At 67.5% G+C, this 18,473-nt stretch carries 14 protein-coding genes; 2 read left to right on the top strand and 12 right to left on the bottom strand.

Going from position 1 to position 18,473, the window contains the following annotated elements; genetic code table 11:
- Positions 1-143: 143 nt before the first annotated feature.
- The 11 genes from IG65_RS0121820 to IG65_RS0121770 all read right to left on the bottom strand — a co-directional run bounded on the left by IG65_RS0121820 (position 144) and on the right by IG65_RS0121770 (position 13,648).
- The gene (locus tag IG65_RS0121820; protein WP_036525379.1) at positions 144-1,073 is read right to left on the bottom strand and encodes an alpha/beta hydrolase family protein; all 930 of its coding nucleotides are present in this window, start codon (positions 1,071-1,073) and stop codon (positions 144-146) included.
- A gap of 492 nt (positions 1,074-1,565) precedes the next feature.
- Positions 1,566-2,576 (bottom strand): alpha/beta hydrolase family protein, encoded by a 1,011-nt coding sequence (locus IG65_RS0121815; protein WP_231509339.1) that lies wholly within the window; start codon positions 2,574-2,576, stop codon positions 1,566-1,568.
- 368 nt (positions 2,577-2,944) lie between these two features.
- Positions 2,945-3,949: an alpha/beta hydrolase family protein gene (locus IG65_RS0121810; RefSeq protein ID WP_255359475.1), complete on the bottom strand. Its 1,005-nt coding sequence runs from the start codon at positions 3,947-3,949 to the stop codon at positions 2,945-2,947.
- A gap of 288 nt (positions 3,950-4,237) precedes the next feature.
- The gene (gene zomB, locus IG65_RS0121805) at positions 4,238-6,196 is read right to left on the bottom strand and encodes a flagellar motor control protein ZomB (RefSeq protein WP_051756617.1); all 1,959 of its coding nucleotides are present in this window, start codon (positions 6,194-6,196) and stop codon (positions 4,238-4,240) included.
- Between the two features lie 4 nt (positions 6,197-6,200).
- Positions 6,201-7,148, bottom strand: coding sequence for a decaprenyl-phosphate phosphoribosyltransferase (locus tag IG65_RS0121800; protein WP_030516799.1), 948 nt, complete (start codon positions 7,146-7,148; stop codon positions 6,201-6,203).
- Position 7,149: 1 nt separating this feature from the next.
- On the bottom strand, positions 7,150-7,683 hold the full coding sequence (locus tag IG65_RS0121795; RefSeq protein ID WP_030516798.1) for a phosphatase PAP2 family protein: 534 nt from the start codon (positions 7,681-7,683) through the stop codon (positions 7,150-7,152).
- A 62-nt stretch (positions 7,684-7,745) separates the two neighbouring features.
- A complete protein-coding gene (locus tag IG65_RS0121790) occupies positions 7,746-9,701 on the bottom strand; it encodes a glycosyltransferase (protein ID WP_030516797.1) in 1,956 nt (651 codons plus the stop codon).
- Between the two features lie 37 nt (positions 9,702-9,738).
- Complete coding sequence (glf, locus tag IG65_RS0121785) at positions 9,739-10,941, bottom strand: UDP-galactopyranose mutase (protein ID WP_030516796.1); 1,203 nt, start codon at positions 10,939-10,941, stop codon at positions 9,739-9,741.
- A 252-nt stretch (positions 10,942-11,193) separates the two neighbouring features.
- The gene (locus tag IG65_RS36030) at positions 11,194-11,796 is read right to left on the bottom strand and encodes a hypothetical protein (RefSeq protein WP_051756615.1); all 603 of its coding nucleotides are present in this window, start codon (positions 11,794-11,796) and stop codon (positions 11,194-11,196) included.
- A 179-nt stretch (positions 11,797-11,975) separates the two neighbouring features.
- Positions 11,976-12,614 carry an NAD(P)-dependent oxidoreductase gene (locus IG65_RS0121775; RefSeq protein WP_030516794.1) on the bottom strand — a complete coding sequence of 213 codons (639 nt, stop codon included), beginning with the start codon at positions 12,612-12,614 and terminating at the stop codon, positions 11,976-11,978.
- Between the two features lie 23 nt (positions 12,615-12,637).
- Positions 12,638-13,648, bottom strand: a complete 1,011-nt coding sequence (locus tag IG65_RS0121770; protein ID WP_081879648.1) for an EamA family transporter — start codon at positions 13,646-13,648, stop codon at positions 12,638-12,640.
- 107 nt (positions 13,649-13,755) lie between these two features.
- Between IG65_RS0121770 and IG65_RS0121765 the strand changes: the two genes are divergently transcribed.
- The gene (locus IG65_RS0121765) at positions 13,756-14,256 is read left to right on the top strand and encodes a MarR family winged helix-turn-helix transcriptional regulator (protein ID WP_030516792.1); all 501 of its coding nucleotides are present in this window, start codon (positions 13,756-13,758) and stop codon (positions 14,254-14,256) included.
- A gap of 105 nt (positions 14,257-14,361) precedes the next feature.
- Here the strand turns inward: IG65_RS0121765 and IG65_RS0121760 are convergent, their stop codons facing one another.
- Complete coding sequence (locus IG65_RS0121760; RefSeq protein WP_081879666.1) at positions 14,362-16,050, bottom strand: SpoIID/LytB domain-containing protein; 1,689 nt, start codon at positions 16,048-16,050, stop codon at positions 14,362-14,364.
- 219 nt (positions 16,051-16,269) lie between these two features.
- Between IG65_RS0121760 and IG65_RS0121755 the strand changes: the two genes are divergently transcribed.
- The gene (locus tag IG65_RS0121755) at positions 16,270-18,471 is read left to right on the top strand and encodes an N-acetylmuramoyl-L-alanine amidase (RefSeq protein ID WP_051756610.1); all 2,202 of its coding nucleotides are present in this window, start codon (positions 16,270-16,272) and stop codon (positions 18,469-18,471) included.
- Positions 18,472-18,473: the final 2 nt, after the last annotated feature.

Genomic DNA, 18,473 nt, shown 5'->3' with positions numbered 1-18,473 from the left:
GACGGCTCGAGGCGGTAGGACGCGCGGACAGCAAACCTGAGAAATCGCAGCGCACAACGCAAACGGCGCCCGCCCGCAACATGCCGGCGCCGCGCAGATCAGATCTGCGCGGCGCCGGGTTCAGCTGTTGTTACGACCCTTGATCAGGCGTTCAGTGCGGCCAGAATGCCCGTGCGAGCCTTGGCCAGCTCGTCCTGCCAGTAAAGCCAGGCGTGGGTGCCCGTGGGCGGGAAGTCGTAGGCGGCCGGAATGCCCAGCGAGTCCAGGCGAGCCTTGAACGAGTGGGTGCTGACCATCGAGATCAGCTCGATGCCCATGGCGTTACCGGTATTGAACGCACCGACAAGGCCGTTCGGGTGGTCGTACTGACCGGGCAGACCACTGGCGGCCGAGATGTACATCGGCAGACCACGCAGCTGCGGCGCGAACACCATCGGGTCCGAACGCAGCCACTGCGGGCTCCACGGCGCGGCCATCGAGTCGACGTTGAAGCGGCCGGCGTCGAGCATCATCACGCGAATCGCCTCGCGCATACCGGGGGCGTTCCAGTTCAGCGGACCGGAGAACGAGGCCGCGTACTTGAACTGGTCCCGGTGGAACGCCGCCAGGCGCAGCGCCGCCGGACCACTCATCGACAGACCGGCGACCGCGTAGTTGGTCCGCGAAACCCCGTAGTTGCTGAGGAAGTCCGGAAGTTCCTTGGTGAGGAACGTTTCCCACTTGTAGGTGAACTTCTGGCCGTTGGTGTTGCTCGGGCCCTGCCAGTCGGCGTACCAGCTGGACTGGCCACCCACCGGCATCACCAGGGTGACGTTGTCGTTGCCGAACATCTGCTGCGCGTTGGTCTCGAACGACCAGGCGTTGCGGTCGTCACGCGCACGCAGGCCGTCCAGCAGCAGCAGCGCCGCGTTACCGCCGTTGCGCGCCCACTGCACCTGCACCTTGATGGGGCCCATGCTCGACGGAACCATCAGTTCGTCGTAGCCGCCCGCGGGAGTCTGGTGCACGGGTGCGTGAACGGGAGCGGCGATGGCGGCCGGGGCCATGATGCCCGCCGCAATCGGGAGTGCCATCGCGGCACCCGCAGCGAGAAGTCGTGTGCGCCAACCACGCTGAGCGCCTCGCCGCCCTCTGGGGGCTGACTCCGGCGCGAGCGCCGAATGCGAAACCGGCGCGGCCGACCTGCCGAAACGCATGGATACTGCTCTCTTTCTGCTGCTGTCTGCTGTTGTCGCCGCGCCACGACCACTTCCGTCAGCGACGGCATGATCTGCACCCACGTCGAACCCGACCTTTCGACATGAGCGACGCCGCGGCTACGAACGGTCACACTTGCGCTCGCTGGACGATATTCGACCGCCCAATCGTTAGCAACACGGACCCCGCCGGGTGGCTGAAATCCGCCCGTGCGCCATTCGTAATCGTGCAGTGACCCTATCGCGTCCGGCCGGAAATGACAGCGTGAAATGACGAATCAACTACTGCGCCGGAGAATTTCACCAGGAAACACCGAACATGGCTCGGGCCCCGGCGGTTTCGGCCGGGGCCCGAGATGTCGCGGATGTTCAGCCGATATTCGCCGAAAGGTCCGGAATCATCCGGTATGCCTCGGCTTGCCAGTTGAACCAGTCGTGCACACCGACATTCGGGAACGAATACACCGCGTTGGTCGCGCCCAGCGTCGCCATCCGCACCTGGAACGCCCGGGTATTCGCCAATGCCAGCACCTCCAGCGGCGCACCGCGCATGATGTGGTCGGCGGCCGCCGGCAGTGGCAGGCCCAGGTCCTCCTGCGACGGCACACCGCTGCCGGCGGCGATCCAGAGCCGGGTGTTGTTCGCGATCAGGCGCGGCGCGAATACGAACGGGTCCATTCGCAACCACTGCGGGCCCCACGGCGGAGCCATCGAATCGACGTTGTAACCGCCCGCGTCGATCATCGCCATCCGAATCGCCTCCCGCATACCGGGGGCGGAAATGTTCAGATAGCCCGAGAACGATCCGGCGAAGCTGAACTGGTCCGGGTGATACGCGGCCAGCGTCAGCGCGGCGCTACCACCCATCGACAATCCGAACGCCCCGTTGCGGCTGGCCCGGAACCCGAGCCGATCACGCAGGGCATTGCGCAACTGGCCGGTCAGGAACGTCTCCCAGTCGTAGCGATAGTCCTTCCCCGGCCCGCCCAGGAATGCCTCGGTCGCACCGGATCCGGTGTTGGCCGAACCGAAATTGCTCGGCGGGACGCCGAAGAACGAGCTGGGCGCATTCCAGTCGGCGTAGAAACTGGATTGGCCGCCGACCGGCATGACCACGTTGATATTCCAGTCGGTCAGCACCTGCGCGACATTCGTCTCGATCTCCCAGCCGTTCAACGTCTGGGGTGCCCGCAAACCGTCAAGCGCGTAGACCACGCGATCGGTGTTGCCGTCCTTGGCCCGGAAAATACGGGACTTGACCGCGCCCATCACCGGAGAATCAACCCAGAAGTCGAAGCCCGACGGGTCGAATGCCGCCGATGCGGTCGGGCCGTTGCCGAGTACCGAAACTCCCAGTGGCAGCAACAGTGCCAATGCCATGCCCAGCGCCGAGCGCCTGAGCCACGAACCCGGCCCGTGACCGGGCCTTTCTCCGAGCAACGGCTTCCTGCGCGCAACTCGCATCGACACGGCCTTTCGCCAGAAGCGGCGGTCGCAACCGATCCCACACCGCACGAACCACCGCTCGTTCCGGACAACACAGACAAAGCGTTTCGGCGAAGGCGCTCGCCGCTGTACTGCAGGGTTCTTCGATACCAATCGAGTATCGGTGATCGAGTAGCGCGACCGAATGATTCAACACGGAAATAGTCCGAAAGGTGATCTGCGGCACAGGTCGTCAGGACGGCTCCGCATACGACACAGCCCCGCAGCGGACATCCGCTGCGGGGCTGTGAGTCGTGCTGATATCAGCCGATATTGGCCGACATATCCGGGAGCATCCGATAGACCTCGTCCTCCCAGTTGTGCCAGTTGTGCACACCCACGTTCGGGAAGTCGTAGGTCACGTTGCCGGCGCCCAGGGTCATCATGCGGACCTGGAAGGCGCGGGTGTTGGCCAGCGCCAACGCCTCCAGCGGCGACCCCTGGATGATGTCGAGCGGGGCGACCGCGTCCTGCGGCGACGGAATGCCGCTGCCGGCCGCGACCCACAGCCGAGTGTTGTTGGCCTTCAACCGCGGCGCGAACACGAACGGATCCATCCGCAACCACTGCGGGCCCCACGGCGGCGCCATGGCGTCGATGTTGTACCCACCGGCGCTCAGCATCGCCGCGCGCATGGCCTCACGCATACCCGGCGCCGAGATGTTCAGGTAGCCCGAGAACGAGCCCGCGTAGCTGAACTGGTCCGGGTGGTACGCGGCCAGGGTCAGGGCGGCGCTACCGCCCATCGACAGGCCGAAGACGCCGTTGCGGTGCGAGCTGAAGCCCAACCGCGAACTGAGGGCATTGGGCAGATCCTGGGTGAGGAAGCTTTCCCACTTGTAGGTGTTGACCTTGCCCAGCGTCTCGTTGTAGTTCGAGGAACCGGTCATCGCCGAGCCGGTCGAGGCCGAGCCGGACGAGCCGGCCGAACCGGTGTCGATGCCGAAGAAGTTGCTCGGCGCGTTCCAGTCGGCGTAGAAGCTCGACGGACCGCCGACCGGCATCACCACGTTGATATTGGCGTTGACCAACGCCGGGATGATGTTGGTTTCCTTCTCCCAGCCGCTGATGTCGCCCTGGGCGCGCATACCGTCGAGGGCATACACCACCCGTCCGGTGTTGCCGTCGGCCGCACGGAAGATGCGCGACTTGATCGGGCCCATCGACGAATCGACCCAGAAGTCGATACCCGTCGGATTGAAGGCGGCGGCCGCATGTCCGGCCTCTGCCACCGACACCCCGAACGGCAGCAACGTCGCCAAAGCCACGCCCACCGCGGACCGCTTGAGCCACCCGGCTCGATGAGGCGCCGACGGCTGCTGCGACCGTCTCCGACGTCTCTGCTGCACCCATCGCACAGTCACGCCTCGCATATCCTGTCCGGCCTTTCCCGTAGCGCGGCCCGTCCGACCGCTGTTCTTCTCTGCGAATGATCACCCGTGCGCATGCTGAGATGCGCCCCCGACGGACGTCCGTCACCGAGCGTATCGTGAAATCGATACATCGGCGTTATCAAACCGAGACTAATACACGACTTCTTCGTTGTCGTCGGCGGTCTAGTTCGGCACCGGGGGCGGTGTCGTCGGGTCCACCAGATGGCAACGCTGGATCTCGTATTTCGGCACCCGGTCGATGCGGTACTTCGCGAAATGCAGCGACTGGATGACATTGTGCTTGAACCGATCCCACGTCAGCGGGGCTCGATACGAGGCGAGCAGATCCTGAGTCGCCGGGCACGACAGCGCGGTCCGCGCCTGGCGCACCCACTTCTCGTCGAGGAACCACGGCATCCACGGATGCTGGTCGACCATACCGGTATCGACGATCACCCAGTCCGGATACAGGTTCTTGTCGTGTCCGATACGTCCGTCGGCCAGCCGGTCGGTATGCGCGGCCAACGGGTAGGCCAGGCCCTCCTGGTCGATGACGCGCACGCTGAGCGGCACGTTCATGCTGGTCATGCCCAGGTTGAGGAAGTAGACGGTGTGCCCGTACCCGCCCGGCGGAATCGGCAGCGGCGGCGGCGCGACGTACCACATCATGAACGAGGGCGAGTTGATCAGCAGGCCACCGTCCGGCGTGGCGGCGATGTCCTGCAGCATGGCCCGCATGCGCGGGTAGTCCAGATAGTCCTCGGCCAGCACCGGGTGGTCGTGCCCGCTGTTGAGGACGTAGTAGATCCGCTCGTCCACGATGCCCGAGGCACTGATCTGCCCGCCCGAGGTATCGGCGGTGGTGTCGGCCGCGAACAGCGCCCAACCCACCGTCCCGGCCCACGCGATCAACGGCAGGGCGAACGACCACCGCAGCCATTCGGAACGATCGCCGACCGGCAACCGGACCGGCAGCACCGAAACCGGCAGCATCAGGCAGAACAGCTGCGGCAGCAGCATGCGGCCGTGCATGAAGTCGCCGCCGACGCGCATATTGAACAGCACCAGCAGCAGACCGCCGCCGACCATCAGCGTCACCACCGCGGCCGGAGAGCGCAGCCACCGCTGCAGCCGGATCCGTCGTCCGGTCTCGCCGGACGGTTTGGCATCGGGAGTCCGGCGGCGTCGCCCGCGCAGCAGCACGGCGGTCACCACGACGAGGACCAGCAGCGGAATCCACAGGTAGTACGGGCCGACCAGATCCCACAGATATTTCAGGCCCTGGCCCCATTTCGCGCCGCCGGCCTCCTTGGCCACCGCGGTGTTCGGATAGGGCAGGCCGTAGTAGCCCATGCGCCAGATCTGATAGCCGACCGGCACCGCGCCGCCGACCGCCACCAGCAGCGCGCGAATCAGCACCGGGCGCAACCGGGTACGCGGGACCGGTGCGAAGAACAGCATGAGCAGCGCCAGACCGCCGATGACGGTCATCTCCGGGCGGACCACCCAGCACAATCCGGCCCAGAAGCCGGCCACGAGAAGTTTTGCCAGGCCGGGCTTCTCGTCCTGACTCCAGCGCAGCAACAGCCACCACAGCACGCCGAGCCAGAAGATGACCAGGCAGTTCTCCAGGCCCGAGGTGGCGTAGTCGCGAGCCGGCGGCACGGCGATGTAGACCAGCGCACCGGCGGGCAGCAGCAGCGTCGGCGCGGTGCGGGTGACCGGGCGCCACAACCGCGCCGAACCCACCATGGCGAAGACCACGGCCAGCAGCGAAAGGGTCAGCGCGACAGCCAGACTGACGTATTCGAGCCGGGCGTCGCTGACCCAGCTGAAGAACCAGATCACATACGTCCAGGCCGCGCTGGTATTGGTCTCCACCCGCTCGCCGGCGTTGAAGACCGGGCCGTTCCCGGCCAGCAGATTGCGCACGGTGCGCAGGACGATCAGGCCGTCGTCGGCGATCCAGCGCCGTTGCCAGGCACCGATACCGAACAACGCGACGGTGACGATCACCCCACCGACGAATACCGTGCGGGAGAGCACCGAAAGGCGACGCGCGGCATCGTCATCGCGCTGTAGTGCGCGATCGGACGACTCCGCGTCTGCCCCCTCCCCGTGTTCGTCTCCCGCTACCAGCATCTCGTCAGGTGAGATAGACAGCGACACCTACCGCTCCGATCCAGGCGATGGCCAGGAGCTGCAATATGCGATCCCCCAGCGCGATCTCTTCGGGTTCCCCGGCCTCGCCGCCATCGACGTCGACCGCGTAGCGCAGGACTGCGATGGTAAACGGAATCATCGAGATCGCGAACCACTGGGTGTGCTTGTGATCGGTTTCGAAGGCCCACAGCCCGTAGAAGACCACCACTGCGGTGGCCGACAGGGTCCAGATGAAGCGCAGGTAGGTGGGTGTGTAGTACTGCAGCGACTTGCGGATCTTGGCGCCGGTGTCGAGCGCGATCTTCAACTCCGCGTAGCGCTTACCGGCCGCCATGAACAGCGAACCGAAGGCCATGATCAGCAGGAACCACTGCGAGAGCCGGATATCGGCGGCCGCGCCACCGGCGACCGCGCGCAGCAGGAAGCCCGAGGACACGATGCAGATGTCGAGCACCGCTTGGTGTTTCAGGCCGAAGCAGTAGGCCAGCTGAATGCCGATGTAGACCGCCATCACGACGGCCAGATGCCAGGACGCCAGGAACGACGCCGCGATCGAGCCGACCAGCAGCACCGCGGAGAGCGAATACGCCAGGTTCACCGGCACCACGCCGGCCGCGATGGGCCGGAAGCGCTTGGTGGGGTGCGCGCGGTCGGCCTCGACGTCGAGCGCGTCGTTGACCAGGTAGATACCCGAGGCCGCCATGCAGAACACGACGAACGCGATCGCGATATGGGCGACCACGGTCGCATCCGCCAGCACGTACGCACCGGAGGCCGCGTCCTTGCCCGCGGCCAGCGGCGCCGCCAGCACGAGGACGTTCTTCACCCACTGCCGTGGCCGCACGGCCTTGACGATTCCGCCGGCCAGCGTCTTCGGCGGACCCTTGAGGACGGCTTCGTCGAGGTCGGTGCCGGTCGGCTCTTCACTCATATCAGCGAGGGTTCTTTCCTGTGCGGTCACTGGCGAATCTCTTTTCGGCGGCTAGCACGGCTGCGGCGGATGCCGCACCCAGAGCGGATCCGGCGAGCACGTCGGAGGGATAGTGCACTCCCAGAACGACCCGGGAGAGCAGCATCGGCGGCACGAGCACCGCAGGCAAGGGTAGCCCGGTCAACTTCCCGAGCAACACGGCCGCCGCCGTCGTGGAGGTGGCGTGCGAGGACGGGAAGCTCAGTTTGCTCGGCGTCGACACGTTGACCTGCACCGATGGATCGTGCGGGCGCGGGCGCCGGACGACGCGCTTGATGACGACCGAGGCGGCGTGCGCCCCGAACGCGCCGACCGCGACTCCGGCCCACTGACGCCGGCGGGACTTGTCGACCAGTGCGCCCGCGGCGCCGATGGCCATCCAGCCGAGCGCGTGCTCACCGAAATGCGACATCCCGCGCGCGGCCTTGATCACCGGCGGGGTGCCGATGGCGCCCTGGACGGCGTTGAGGATCTTGACCTCCGCGGGCTTGGACACCTCGGGGTCCGACACCACCTGCAAATGCGGGGCGCCGGCCGGATCGGAGGAGGCTGGGGCGGTCATTTGTCCTCACTAGTGTTGATTCCGAACGCGTTCTCCCAGGCCGCGGTGCTGGTCAAGCGCGCGTGTGCGGCACGGTACCGCTCCCGCAGCTCGGGGAACCGCGCGGCCAGTTCCCGGCGCAACCGCATCGCCTCGGTGAACAGCTCCCGGGCCTGACGCGGATCACGCTTGCGGTAGACCACGCCACGCCCGTCGGCTGTGGTCACGGTAACCCCGTCGACCTGCGAGAGCAGGAACCAACGCGCGTCCAGTGTCGGGACGTTCAACTGCGGGCGATCGTGATGTTCGGTCTTGGCATTGCGCAGATTGTGCACCACGCCCTTACCGAGCCGGACGATCTTGGCCAGCGGATTCGACGGTTCACCGACCGCGCCCACATCGGCGCCGCTGGGCAGCGGCAGGTCCGTCGAGGAGCCGACGATCACCGCATCCGGGAATTCCTTGCGCATCGCGGCGACCTGGCCCAGCGCGGTGGGCAGCAGTTCGAACAGCTTGTCCGGTCCGGCGAGGAAATCGCGAATCGCCTGGTTCTGAATGGCGACCGTCGAATATTCCAGGCACAGCAGATGTTTCAGCGTCGCCTTGACCGTATTGACGATCATCGGACGGCCGTCGTTGCCGAGGTGCAGCGCCGCGACCACCAGGCGGTTGCGCAGGTGGAAATACGCCTGCCAGTCGATGGCGTCGTCCTTGTCGCTCCACGCCATGTGCCAGACCGCCGCGCCCGGCAACGTGACCGTCGGATATCCGGCCGCCCGGGCGCGCAGCCCGTACTCCACGTCGTCCCACTTCAGGAACAGCGGCAGCGGCTGACCGATCTGCTCGGCCACCACACGCGGGATGACGCAGGTCCACCAGCCGTTGAAATCGACATCGATGCGCCGGTGCAGCAGTTTGGAATTGTCGCGGTCGCGCAGCGGATACTTCGAGAAATCGTGGTCGTATTCGACATTCGGCGCCGCGGTCCACATCCAGATGCCGCGGTCGACCACCTCGCCCATGGTGTGCAGATGCGAACGCTCCTGCAGATTCAGCATCTGGCCGCCCACCAGCGTGGGTGTGCGCGAGAAACGGGCGAAGGCCAGCGCGCGCAGAATGCAGTCCGGCTCGATCTCGATATCGTCGTCCATGTAGACGATGTATTGCGCGTCCGTGGTTTTCAGCGCCTCGTACATGACGCGGCTGTATCCGCCGGAACCACCGAGATTCGGCTGATCGTGAATGGCGAGCCGGTCGCCGAGAACCGCGGCGGCCTCGGCGAATCCGGGTTCGTCCACGGCCTTGCGATTGCCCTGATCGGGAATGATCACGGCCTTGATCTTCTCCAGCACCAGCGGATCGGAGCCGAGGGCCGCGAGAGTGTTCACACAGTCGGTGGGCCGGTTGAAGGTCGGCATGCCCACCGCGATGCTGCCCTCACCGGGCGCCTCGACCGGGGCGTACCACCCACCGCTGCGCAATTCGACCGCGGAATCGGTGGTGATGTCGAACCAGATCCAGCCGCCGTCCTCGAACGGCGCCAGATCGACCTCGAATTCCACGGTGGTGATATCGCCCGGCGCGGTGAGCGATTCACGGCCCGCCGTGGCTGTCGCGAATTCGTTGCCGCGCACGTGGATCCGGGAACCGTCGGCCTTGGAGCGGTAGACGTCCACCCGGCCGTGCCCGGACAGGTCCAGGCGCAGCACCACCGATTCCAGAATCGTCCAGCGCCGCCAGTAACTGGCCGGCACCGCATTGAAATAGGTGCAGAACGACACTTCCGATTCGGCGCCGATCGACAGCGAGGTGCGCGTGGGAGCATGCGCGCGGCGAGCGTTCGTCGCCGATTCCTCCAGATACAGCGTCCGCACATCCAGCGGCTCGCCGGGGCGAGGCAGAATGATGCGCTGCAGCAGGGATTTCGCGCGGGTCTCGGTGCTCATATCCTCGAGGGTCACTTGTGCGGTCATTTCACTTCCTGCATCCGCGGTACGGGCCGGTGGCACATTACTGGGGATCGCCGGCCGTGAGCGGTGCGCCGGATTCCAGATGCGGGCGCAGCACGTTGTCGAAGGTACTCAACGCGCTGCCGATGGCCATATGCATGTCGAGATACTGGTAGGTGCCCAGGCGTCCGCCGAAAACGACCTTGGCCGTCGCGGTTTCGTTCTTCGCCCGCTCGCGGTAGGCGAGCAGTTTCGCGCGGTCCTCCGGGGTGTTGATCGGGTAGTACGGCTCGTCGCCGGTCTGCGCGAATCGCGAGAATTCGCGCATGATGACGGTCTTGTCCTCCGGATAGCCGTCGCGCTCCGGGTGGAAATGGCGCGGCTCGATGATGCGGGTGAACGGGACATCGGCATCGTTGTAATTCATCACCGAGGTGCCCTGGAAGTCGCCGGTCTCGAGCACTTCGGTCTCGAAATCGATGGTGCGCCAGCCCAGTTCGCCCTCGCTGTAGTCGAAGTAGCGGTCCAGCGGGCCGGTGTAGACGACGGGCGCGTCCGGATTCTGCGCGCGGATTTCGTCGCGCACCTCGAACCAATCGGTATTCAGGCGCACCTCGATCAGATCCGATTCGGCCATCTTCTCCAGCCAGGCGGTGTAACCGTTGACCGGCAGACCCTCGTAGGTGTCGTTGAAATAGCGATTGTCGAAGGTGTATCGCACGGGCAGCCGGGTGATATTGCCGGCGGGCAGCTCCTTGGGATCGGTCTGCCACTGCTTGGCGGTGTAATCGCGGACGAACGCCTCGTAGAGCGGGCGGCCGATCAGCGAAATCGCCTTTTCCTCGAGGTTCGCGGCATCTTTGGTCTCGATCTCGGCGGACTGCTCCGCGATCAGCGCCCGCGCCTCCTCGGGACTGAAATAACGGCCGAAGAACTGCGAGATCAAGCCGAGTCCCATCGGGAACTGGTAAGCCTGCCCCTTGTGCATCGCGAAGACCCGATGCTGGTAACCGGTGAACTCGGTGAACTGATTGACGTAATCCCACACTCGCTTGTTGGAGGTGTGGAAGAGGTGGGCACCGTACTTGTGGATTTCGATGCCGGTTTCCGGATCCGCCTCCGAATACGCGTTACCGCCCAGGTGGTAGCGGCGCTCGACCACGAGCACCCGCTTTCCCAGCAGGTTGGCGGTGCGTTCGGCAACGGTCAGCCCGAAGAATCCGGAGCCGACGACGATCAGATCGAAGGGAGCTGCGACGGTCACGGGAGCCCAGCGTAGCCGTAGCGGGTCACCGCGTCTGCACGCCGTAGGTCTCGGTAGCGGGGACGGTGGTCACGGCCGTGCGCGGACCGGCAGGGGTAGCGGAATCTCGCCGCGAGGGGCCGGGAAGTGTTCACCGGGGCGTCACCGGGGGTTGACGCGGACACCGTTTCCATCGAGACCACACGCCACCCATACCGCTCCCGGGATGGACGAACGCCCCGGCCGCGGCGGCGCCCATCCGCCGACCGTCTCTCAGTACGGGTAGGGAGGCTGGCCGTAGTACGCGGCGGGCGGATAGGCGGGCATGCCCACGCCACACCACCGCTTCGCCGAACCGGACAGCGTCAGGCTCAGCATCAGCACCGCGAACAGCAGTCCGACAATTCCACCGATCGATGCCGCGGGCACGCCGTTGGCCAACGCCATGACGATCCCCGCGAGACCGCCCAGCAGCCCGAGCGAGGACAGCGCGACCAGCATCACGCGCCCGGCATTCTTGTGGTTCATCAGCATGATTCCGCCGACGGCCCACAGCAGCGCGATCAGACCGTCGACCGCGGCCATGACATAGAAGATGTCGCCCGAACCGCTGCTGTGCGAACTGTACGAGCCGTACGAACGATTCAGATTGCTTGCCGCACTGAGCAAACCGATGATTCCGAACGCGGCCAGCAACGCCAGCAGCAGTGCGAAAACGCCGGCCGTGATCGCCGCGCCACCACTCGGCCGCGGCTCCTGATAACCGTAGGGCGCATACCCCGGCGCCGGATACCCCGCAGGCGGATACCCGGGCGGCGGATAGCCCGCCGGCGGATAACCATTACCCCCGTAGCCGGGTCCATACGGATAGCTCATCGGCCTCCCCCTTCTCTCGGGCAGGAACTCTACCGCCTGCGGACGACGTCGGTACGAGGTGAACCCGCATCACGGGGAAGCCGGCTCACCGGATGTCTCCCTATCGTCGCCGTGGTGGTTGGCCCATCCTTAAGGCGGAGATAAAGCCCTGTCCGCGAGGTTCGTTCGGCCCGAAACATTCAGTAGGCGACCGTGAAGCGCGTGCGGGCGTGGCGCGGATTCTCGGCCTCGTCGAGGAGTGCGACGGCGAGGTCCTCCATCGAGATGTACGAGGTGCCCGTGCTGTCGCTGAGCAGTTCGTCGAGGCCGGTCCGGTAGCTTCCGCGGCGTTCGCCGGGCTCGAGCAGGGCCGGCGGGCTGAGGTAGGTCCACTCGACATCGGTTGCCGCGCTGCGGAATACCTCGCGTTGCGCGTGACAGGCCAGGGCGATCGGCCGCCAGTCCGGCGGAAAGTCGGGCATCTGCATGACGGTCGAGCCGGTTCCGGGCACGATCAGATCGCCCGCGCCGCCCACGACCAGCAGGCGGATTCCGGTGTTGCGCAATCCCTCCAGCAGCGCCGCGGCCACATCCGCCATTTCGTTCTCGCGCCCGGGGCGGGGCCTGGTCGCGCTGATGACCACATCGCTCCCGGCGGTGACATCCTTCACCTGGGCCGGGTCGGTGGCGTCCGCGGCGCGGAAGTTCACCGCTGCGGACAGCACATTCGGGCGCTCGACGCTGCGGCCGACGGCGGTGACCTCGTGGCCGCGCGACAGCGCCTCGTGCACGATCCGGCTGCCGGCGGTTCCCGCGGCACCGAAAACGGTGATGTGCATGGTCTTTCACTCCTGCCAAGGAATCAGCGGACTCGGGAGATGTGCGCCGAAGGGTCTTCGGGTCCGATCGAATCGGTGTCGTCCGACGAAAGTTGCGGAGGATCGGCGAGTTCGGGCGCATCGATGGTTACCGGTGACAGCGAATGCTCGGCCGGCTTCTGCGCGCGATCGCCCACCTGGCCAAGCGCCGTGCCACCCAGCGCGATCATCATGCCCAGCACCTGCAACGGGGTCAGCGACTGGCCGAGCGCGGCCCATCCGATCACCGCCGCGGAGAGCGGGCTCAGCAGGCCGAGGAAGGCGACCGACGTGGCCGGCACCCGAGCCAAACCGCGAAACCAGAGGGCGTAGGCGGCCGCGGTGCCGAGCGCGCCCAGATAGAGGTATCCGCCGATCGCCGGGGCGTCCAGAGCGGGCGGCGCACCCTCGGTGAGCAGCGCCAACGGCAGCAGGACCACTCCGCCCGCGGTCAGCTGCCAGCTCGTGAACGCCAGCGGGCCGACCCCTTCCGGCCGACCCCAATGACCGGTCAGCACCGTTCCCGCGGCCATCGATGCCGCGCCGGCCAGTCCGGCCAGCACACCGATCGGGTCCAGCGCGGCATTCGCCCGCAGCACCACCAATGCCACCCCCAGCATGCCGATCGCCGCGGCCAGCAGTTTGCGACCGCTCGGCCGCACCCGCAGCAGGAGCGCCGCGAACCCGAGCGCGAACAGCGGTGCGGCCGAACCCAATACGGCCGCCACACCGCCGGGCAGCCGGTATGCGGCGAGGAACAGCAACGGGAAGAAGGCTCCGATATTGAGCACTCCGAGCAGTGCGGCACGCCCGATCCAACGGCCGCGCGGCAGCACCCGGGTGGCGCCCAGCAACACCAATCCGGCCGGGAGGGCGCGCATCAACGCGGTGAACATCGGCCGCTCCGGCGGCAGGAACTCGGACGTGACGGCGTACGTGGTGCCCCACACCAGCGGGGCCAGACCGGTGATCGCGAGGATCGCGGCAGTCGAACCGCGGGCGGCGGTGCGAATCATCACGGTATCTCCTCATTGATAATCTCAACGTTGAGATAATCCGACACCAGCGAGTGTCTTAATGTCAAGTATCTGAACGTTGAGATATTGCGCACGAGAGGAGACCGATGAGCGACGCCGTGGATCGGATCGTCGCGGACTGGGGTCGCGTCCGCCCGGAACTCGACGTGTGGCCGACCCACGTCATCGGCCGGATGAAGCGCTTGGGCCGCCGGCTCGAGCGCGAGATGAAGGACTTCTTCGCCCGCTACGGCCTCGAATACTGGGAGTTCGACGTGCTGACCACGCTGCGCCGCTCCGGCGGTCCCGACGGCCTCACCGCGGGCGACCTGATCAAGGCCACCATGGTGACCTCGGGCGCGATCACCAATCGCATCGACCGCATGGCCGCCAAGGATCTGGTCCGCCGAGTTCCCGATGCCAAGGACCGGCGAACCATCCGAGTCCAGCTCACCGACCGCGGACGGGAAGTGATCGACGAGCTCATGCCGCTGCACGTCGACAACGAGATCCGCCTGCTGTCCGGCATGAGCCGCACCGATCTCGACCAGCTCGCCGACCTGCTCCGCCGCCTGTCCGAATCACTGGACGACACCTCGCTGGGCTGAGCGGGGCTACTACAACAGCGCCGACGATCCGGTCCCGGGTGCGGGCGAGACCGGCGGTGTCGGCGAACCCCGCCGCGCGACATCGGACACGCGAGGTGCAGTCCGCTAACCCGGAATCTGCTGCGGCGTGGCTGCCTCCGGCACGGGCGCGTTGTGGTCGGGCGCCGCGATACCCGCTGCCGACGAGTCGGCCGGTGCGCCGGTCGGGGCAGCCGGAGCGCCGGTCGTGGCAGCCGAAGTGCCGGTCGCGGCAGCCGGAGTACCGGTCGCGGCAGCCGGAGTACCGGCGGAGTCCGCCGGGCCGGGACCGGCGGCGGCATTCTGCCCGCTGGGAGCCGGTGGTGGGATGGGAGTCGCCGCCGTCCCCGGTGTTCGCGTGCCGCCGGGAGCCGCGGCCTGCACCCCGGCGCCCTCCCCAGCGCTCTGGCTGACCTGCGGCGCGATCTGCAGCAGGCGGGCGTAATCGACGATCTGGGCGCCGAGGGTCGGGGTCGCGATGATGACGCCGCCCTTGTACAGGCGGAAGGTTCCGACCTTGCCCGGCAACAACGACTCCGGACCCATCGGGTCGCCCAAAGGCCCTGCCGCGCCGCCACTTTCGGCATACTTCGCATCGATGGCGGTATTGCCGCGCACCGCTTGTTCGGGCACCGCTTGTTCGGGCACCGCCTGTTCGGGCACCGCTTGTTCGGGTGCCGCCGGAGCGGGAGCGGCCGGAGCGCCGGGCGCCGATTCCAGTTCCGCGGGTGTCGGCCCGACCTCGAGAGTAGTGATGTCGATCGGCTGCCCGCCGCCGGGCGCCGCCGAATACTCGGTGCGCAGAATGTGGCCGTCACGCATCAGCACCTGCCCCGCGGTGGAGTGGACCGCGTCGGCCGCGCGCGGATCTTCCTTGTCGGTGCCGGGATACATCTGACAGTCGGTGGTGTCGCAGGTCTGGGCATACGGGTAGCGGTGTTCGGCCAAGGCGTACGAGCGGGACGCGACAGCCTGCGCCCGCAGCGCCTCCGCGCCGCCCTTGTCGGCCCAATTGGCCTCCATCTCCGCCGGAACCACACCGAGCAGGTAGTCCTCGACGTCGAGCTGATTCACCGTCACCGGCTGCCCGTTGTCCTGCGTAACACCGAGAACCCCACGGAAACTCGAGCCGTCGCACACCTTCAGATGTTCGGCCGCGGGCCGATCGGGACCCGGGTCGGCGGGGTAGGCCCAGGGGTCGTCGGTGGAGCCCTGCCACAGCACATCGCCGTCACAACCGATGGTCACCACGACGTTCGCTCCGCCGTCCGGCGTCGGGGTCAGGTGCGCGGCCTGTCCCGCCACGACCCGCCGGCCGGCGACGGTCAGCCCGGAATCGGAGTACACGTCGAGCGTTTCCTTGTCGTAGACGGTGAGCCGCACCCGGACCGTGGTCGGCCCGATCGTTCCGAGTTGTGCGCCCGGGTAGTAGTGCGCCAGAATGCCGTCGGCTGTCGCGCCCGCCGTGGCCTGGTCGAACGCGCCCACTTGACTCATCCCGCGCCCGTGCCCGGGGCCCGCAGCCGCCTGATAGGCAGCGTTGCGAGTGCCCGAACCGAACATCGGCACCGCGAAGGCGACGACGATCCCGCCGGTCACCGGGACCCCGATCAATCCGATCAGCGCGCCGCGCCGAATCCGCCGACGACGCAGCAGTTCACCGTGCCGACGCCGGAGTCGGCTGCGGAATCCGCCCACGACCCCGTCCGCGGGTGCGCTGTTCGAGTGTTCCGGCGGCGGCGCGGCGCCGCCGCGGTCGGCTTCGGTCCGGGTCATCGAACCCTCCTGTGGTGTGCGGACGGCGCCCATCGGACGTCGCGGCGCGCACTCGGACGGCTACGGGGAAGTTACATTCGAGCTATCCTAGACCTAATCCTCAACCAAAGGTTTAGATCTGTGGCATTTGGGACTAGTGTGACCATCGATCCGTCAGGAATCAACCCCGCGCGCCACCCTGTTCCACGCTGACGGTCACCGGTTCTACCTGAATGGGAGATGCTCGTGCCGTACCGCCGTCCGAAACGTTCCGTCGTCCTCCCCGTGGTCGCGACTCTCGCGGTCGCCGCCCCGCTCGCGACGCTGACGCTGCGCGACTCTCCCGGCTATCACCCAGCGGGCGACAGCGATCTTGCCGCGATATCCGCGCAACTCGCCGAGGTGGCCTTGGCGTCCGCTCCCGACATCGTGTTGCCGCTGCGCGAACTCACCGGCTTGAACCTGCCCGATCTGCGCCTGTCCGACTTGCGGAAACTCCCGCTGCCGAAGTCGATTCCCGTCCCGCCCGGCCTACCCGCCCCGCCGGGCCTACAGCTACCCAGCGAGATCCCACTACCCCAATTCGGTGATCCGACGACCACCACCCCGACCCCGACGCCGTACGCCGGTCCGGTCACCCCGCAGGCTCCCGCCCCCGCCGCGCCGACGCGGACTCCCGCCGCCTCCCCCGCGCACGCCGGCCCCGGCTTCATCGCCGCTCCGCTCGACCCCGCACAGGTTCCCGGCGCCGACCCCGCCGCCCCCGCCCTGTCCCCCGGTGCCGTACCACCGGATATGGCCGATCAGGTCGGTGCGGAGGTCAAGGAATTGACTCGCGACACCCCGTTCAGCATGGTCGCGCTGACCGCGAAGGAACTGGCCGACACCACCTCTCTGATCCGCGCCCAGCAGGCCGACGGCACCTGGGGACCGTGGTTCCCGGCCGATCGGGTCGATACCGATCGCAGCGATCACGCGGCCGCCCCCGCCCGGTCCGGCACCGAACCGATCTACGTCGGCGAGACCAAGGCGGTTCAGATACTGACCACCCACAAGGCGATCACCCCGGCCGCCGGCCGCTCCGACGACCCGGCGCAGCAGGCCGCGTCGCAACTCTCGGCGGTGCTGATCAATCCCGGGCGCGGCGCGATCGACGACAACCTGGCCTCCGTCGCCGCGCCGCTACCGGGCGGCGGGCCGAAGGTGATCAGCCGCGCGCAGTGGGGCGCCGACGAATCGCTGCGCTGCGAGGAACCCACCTACGACGACGGGCTGGGCGGAATCACCGTGCACCACACCGCCGGGCGCAACGACTACACCAAGGCCGAGTCCGCGGGCATCGTGCGCGCGATCTACGCGTATCACGCCAAGACGCTGGGCTGGTGCGATATCGGCTACAACGCACTGGTCGACAAGTACGGCCAGATCTTCGAGGGCCGCTACGGCGGTCTGGACCGCCCGGTCGAGGGCGCGCACGCGGGCGGTTTCAACGAGAACACCGCGGGCGTGGCGATGATGGGTGATTTCGAGACCGAACCGCCCAGCGACGCCCAGCTCCAGGCCACCGGGCAGTTCGTCGGCTGGCGGGCCAAGATCGCGGGACTGGACCCCGAGGGCCACACCACCATGTACTCCGAGGGCACCGGCTACACCCCGTACGCCGAGGGTGCGGCGGTGGACCTGCCGATCGTGTTCGCACATCGCGACGTCGGCAATACCACCTGCCCCGGTGATGCCGCCTATGCGCGCATGGATCGCATCCGCGAGATCGCCGCGGGCGTCGCCGCCGGCACCGCGCCCGCGGCTCCGAAAGACGAACGCGCGCATGCGGATCTGGCGGCTCTGGCGAATGCCATCGCCACATACTGGGCGGGGCAGGGCGGTCCGGACGGACACCTCGGCGCCGCCTCCTCCGAACCGACACCGACCGGCGACGGCGGCCAGTACGCCAAGTTCGTCAACGGCTACGTCTACGCCGCGCCCGACGGCTCGATCGTCGAGCTGGCAGGCCGGATCCTCGACCGCTTCGTCCAGCTCGGCGCCGAATCCGGGGCGCTCGGAACGCCTTTGCGCAATCCGTATCCGGTTCCCGGCGGTCAGCGGGCCGATTTCCGGCTCGGCTCACTGGTTCTCGACACCGCCACCGGCGTCGTCACCACCCTGCTGAAACACGGTGGGGCGCAACCCGGCCCGGCGGGCGAGCCGATTCCGCAGGCACTGCCCGTCGCGGACGCCCCGGTCCCGCCGACGGCTCCGGACGCGCCCGCGCCTTCCGATCCGCAAGCATCGGCCGCACCCCAGCCGGCACCCGATGCGCAGCCGGCACCCGATGCCCAAGCAGCACCGGAGGCGCCGGCAGCCCCCGCTCCCGAAGCGCCGCCCGCGCCCGAGTCCGCTGCGGCGGCGCCGTCGCAGCCCATTCCTCCGGCCCCCGCGGGCTGAAG

Source organism: Nocardia sp. NRRL WC-3656 (assembly GCF_000720265.1).
Classification (GTDB): domain Bacteria; phylum Actinomycetota; class Actinomycetes; order Mycobacteriales; family Mycobacteriaceae; genus Nocardia; species Nocardia nova.
This window is presented reverse-complemented; position numbering and strand designations above follow the sequence as displayed.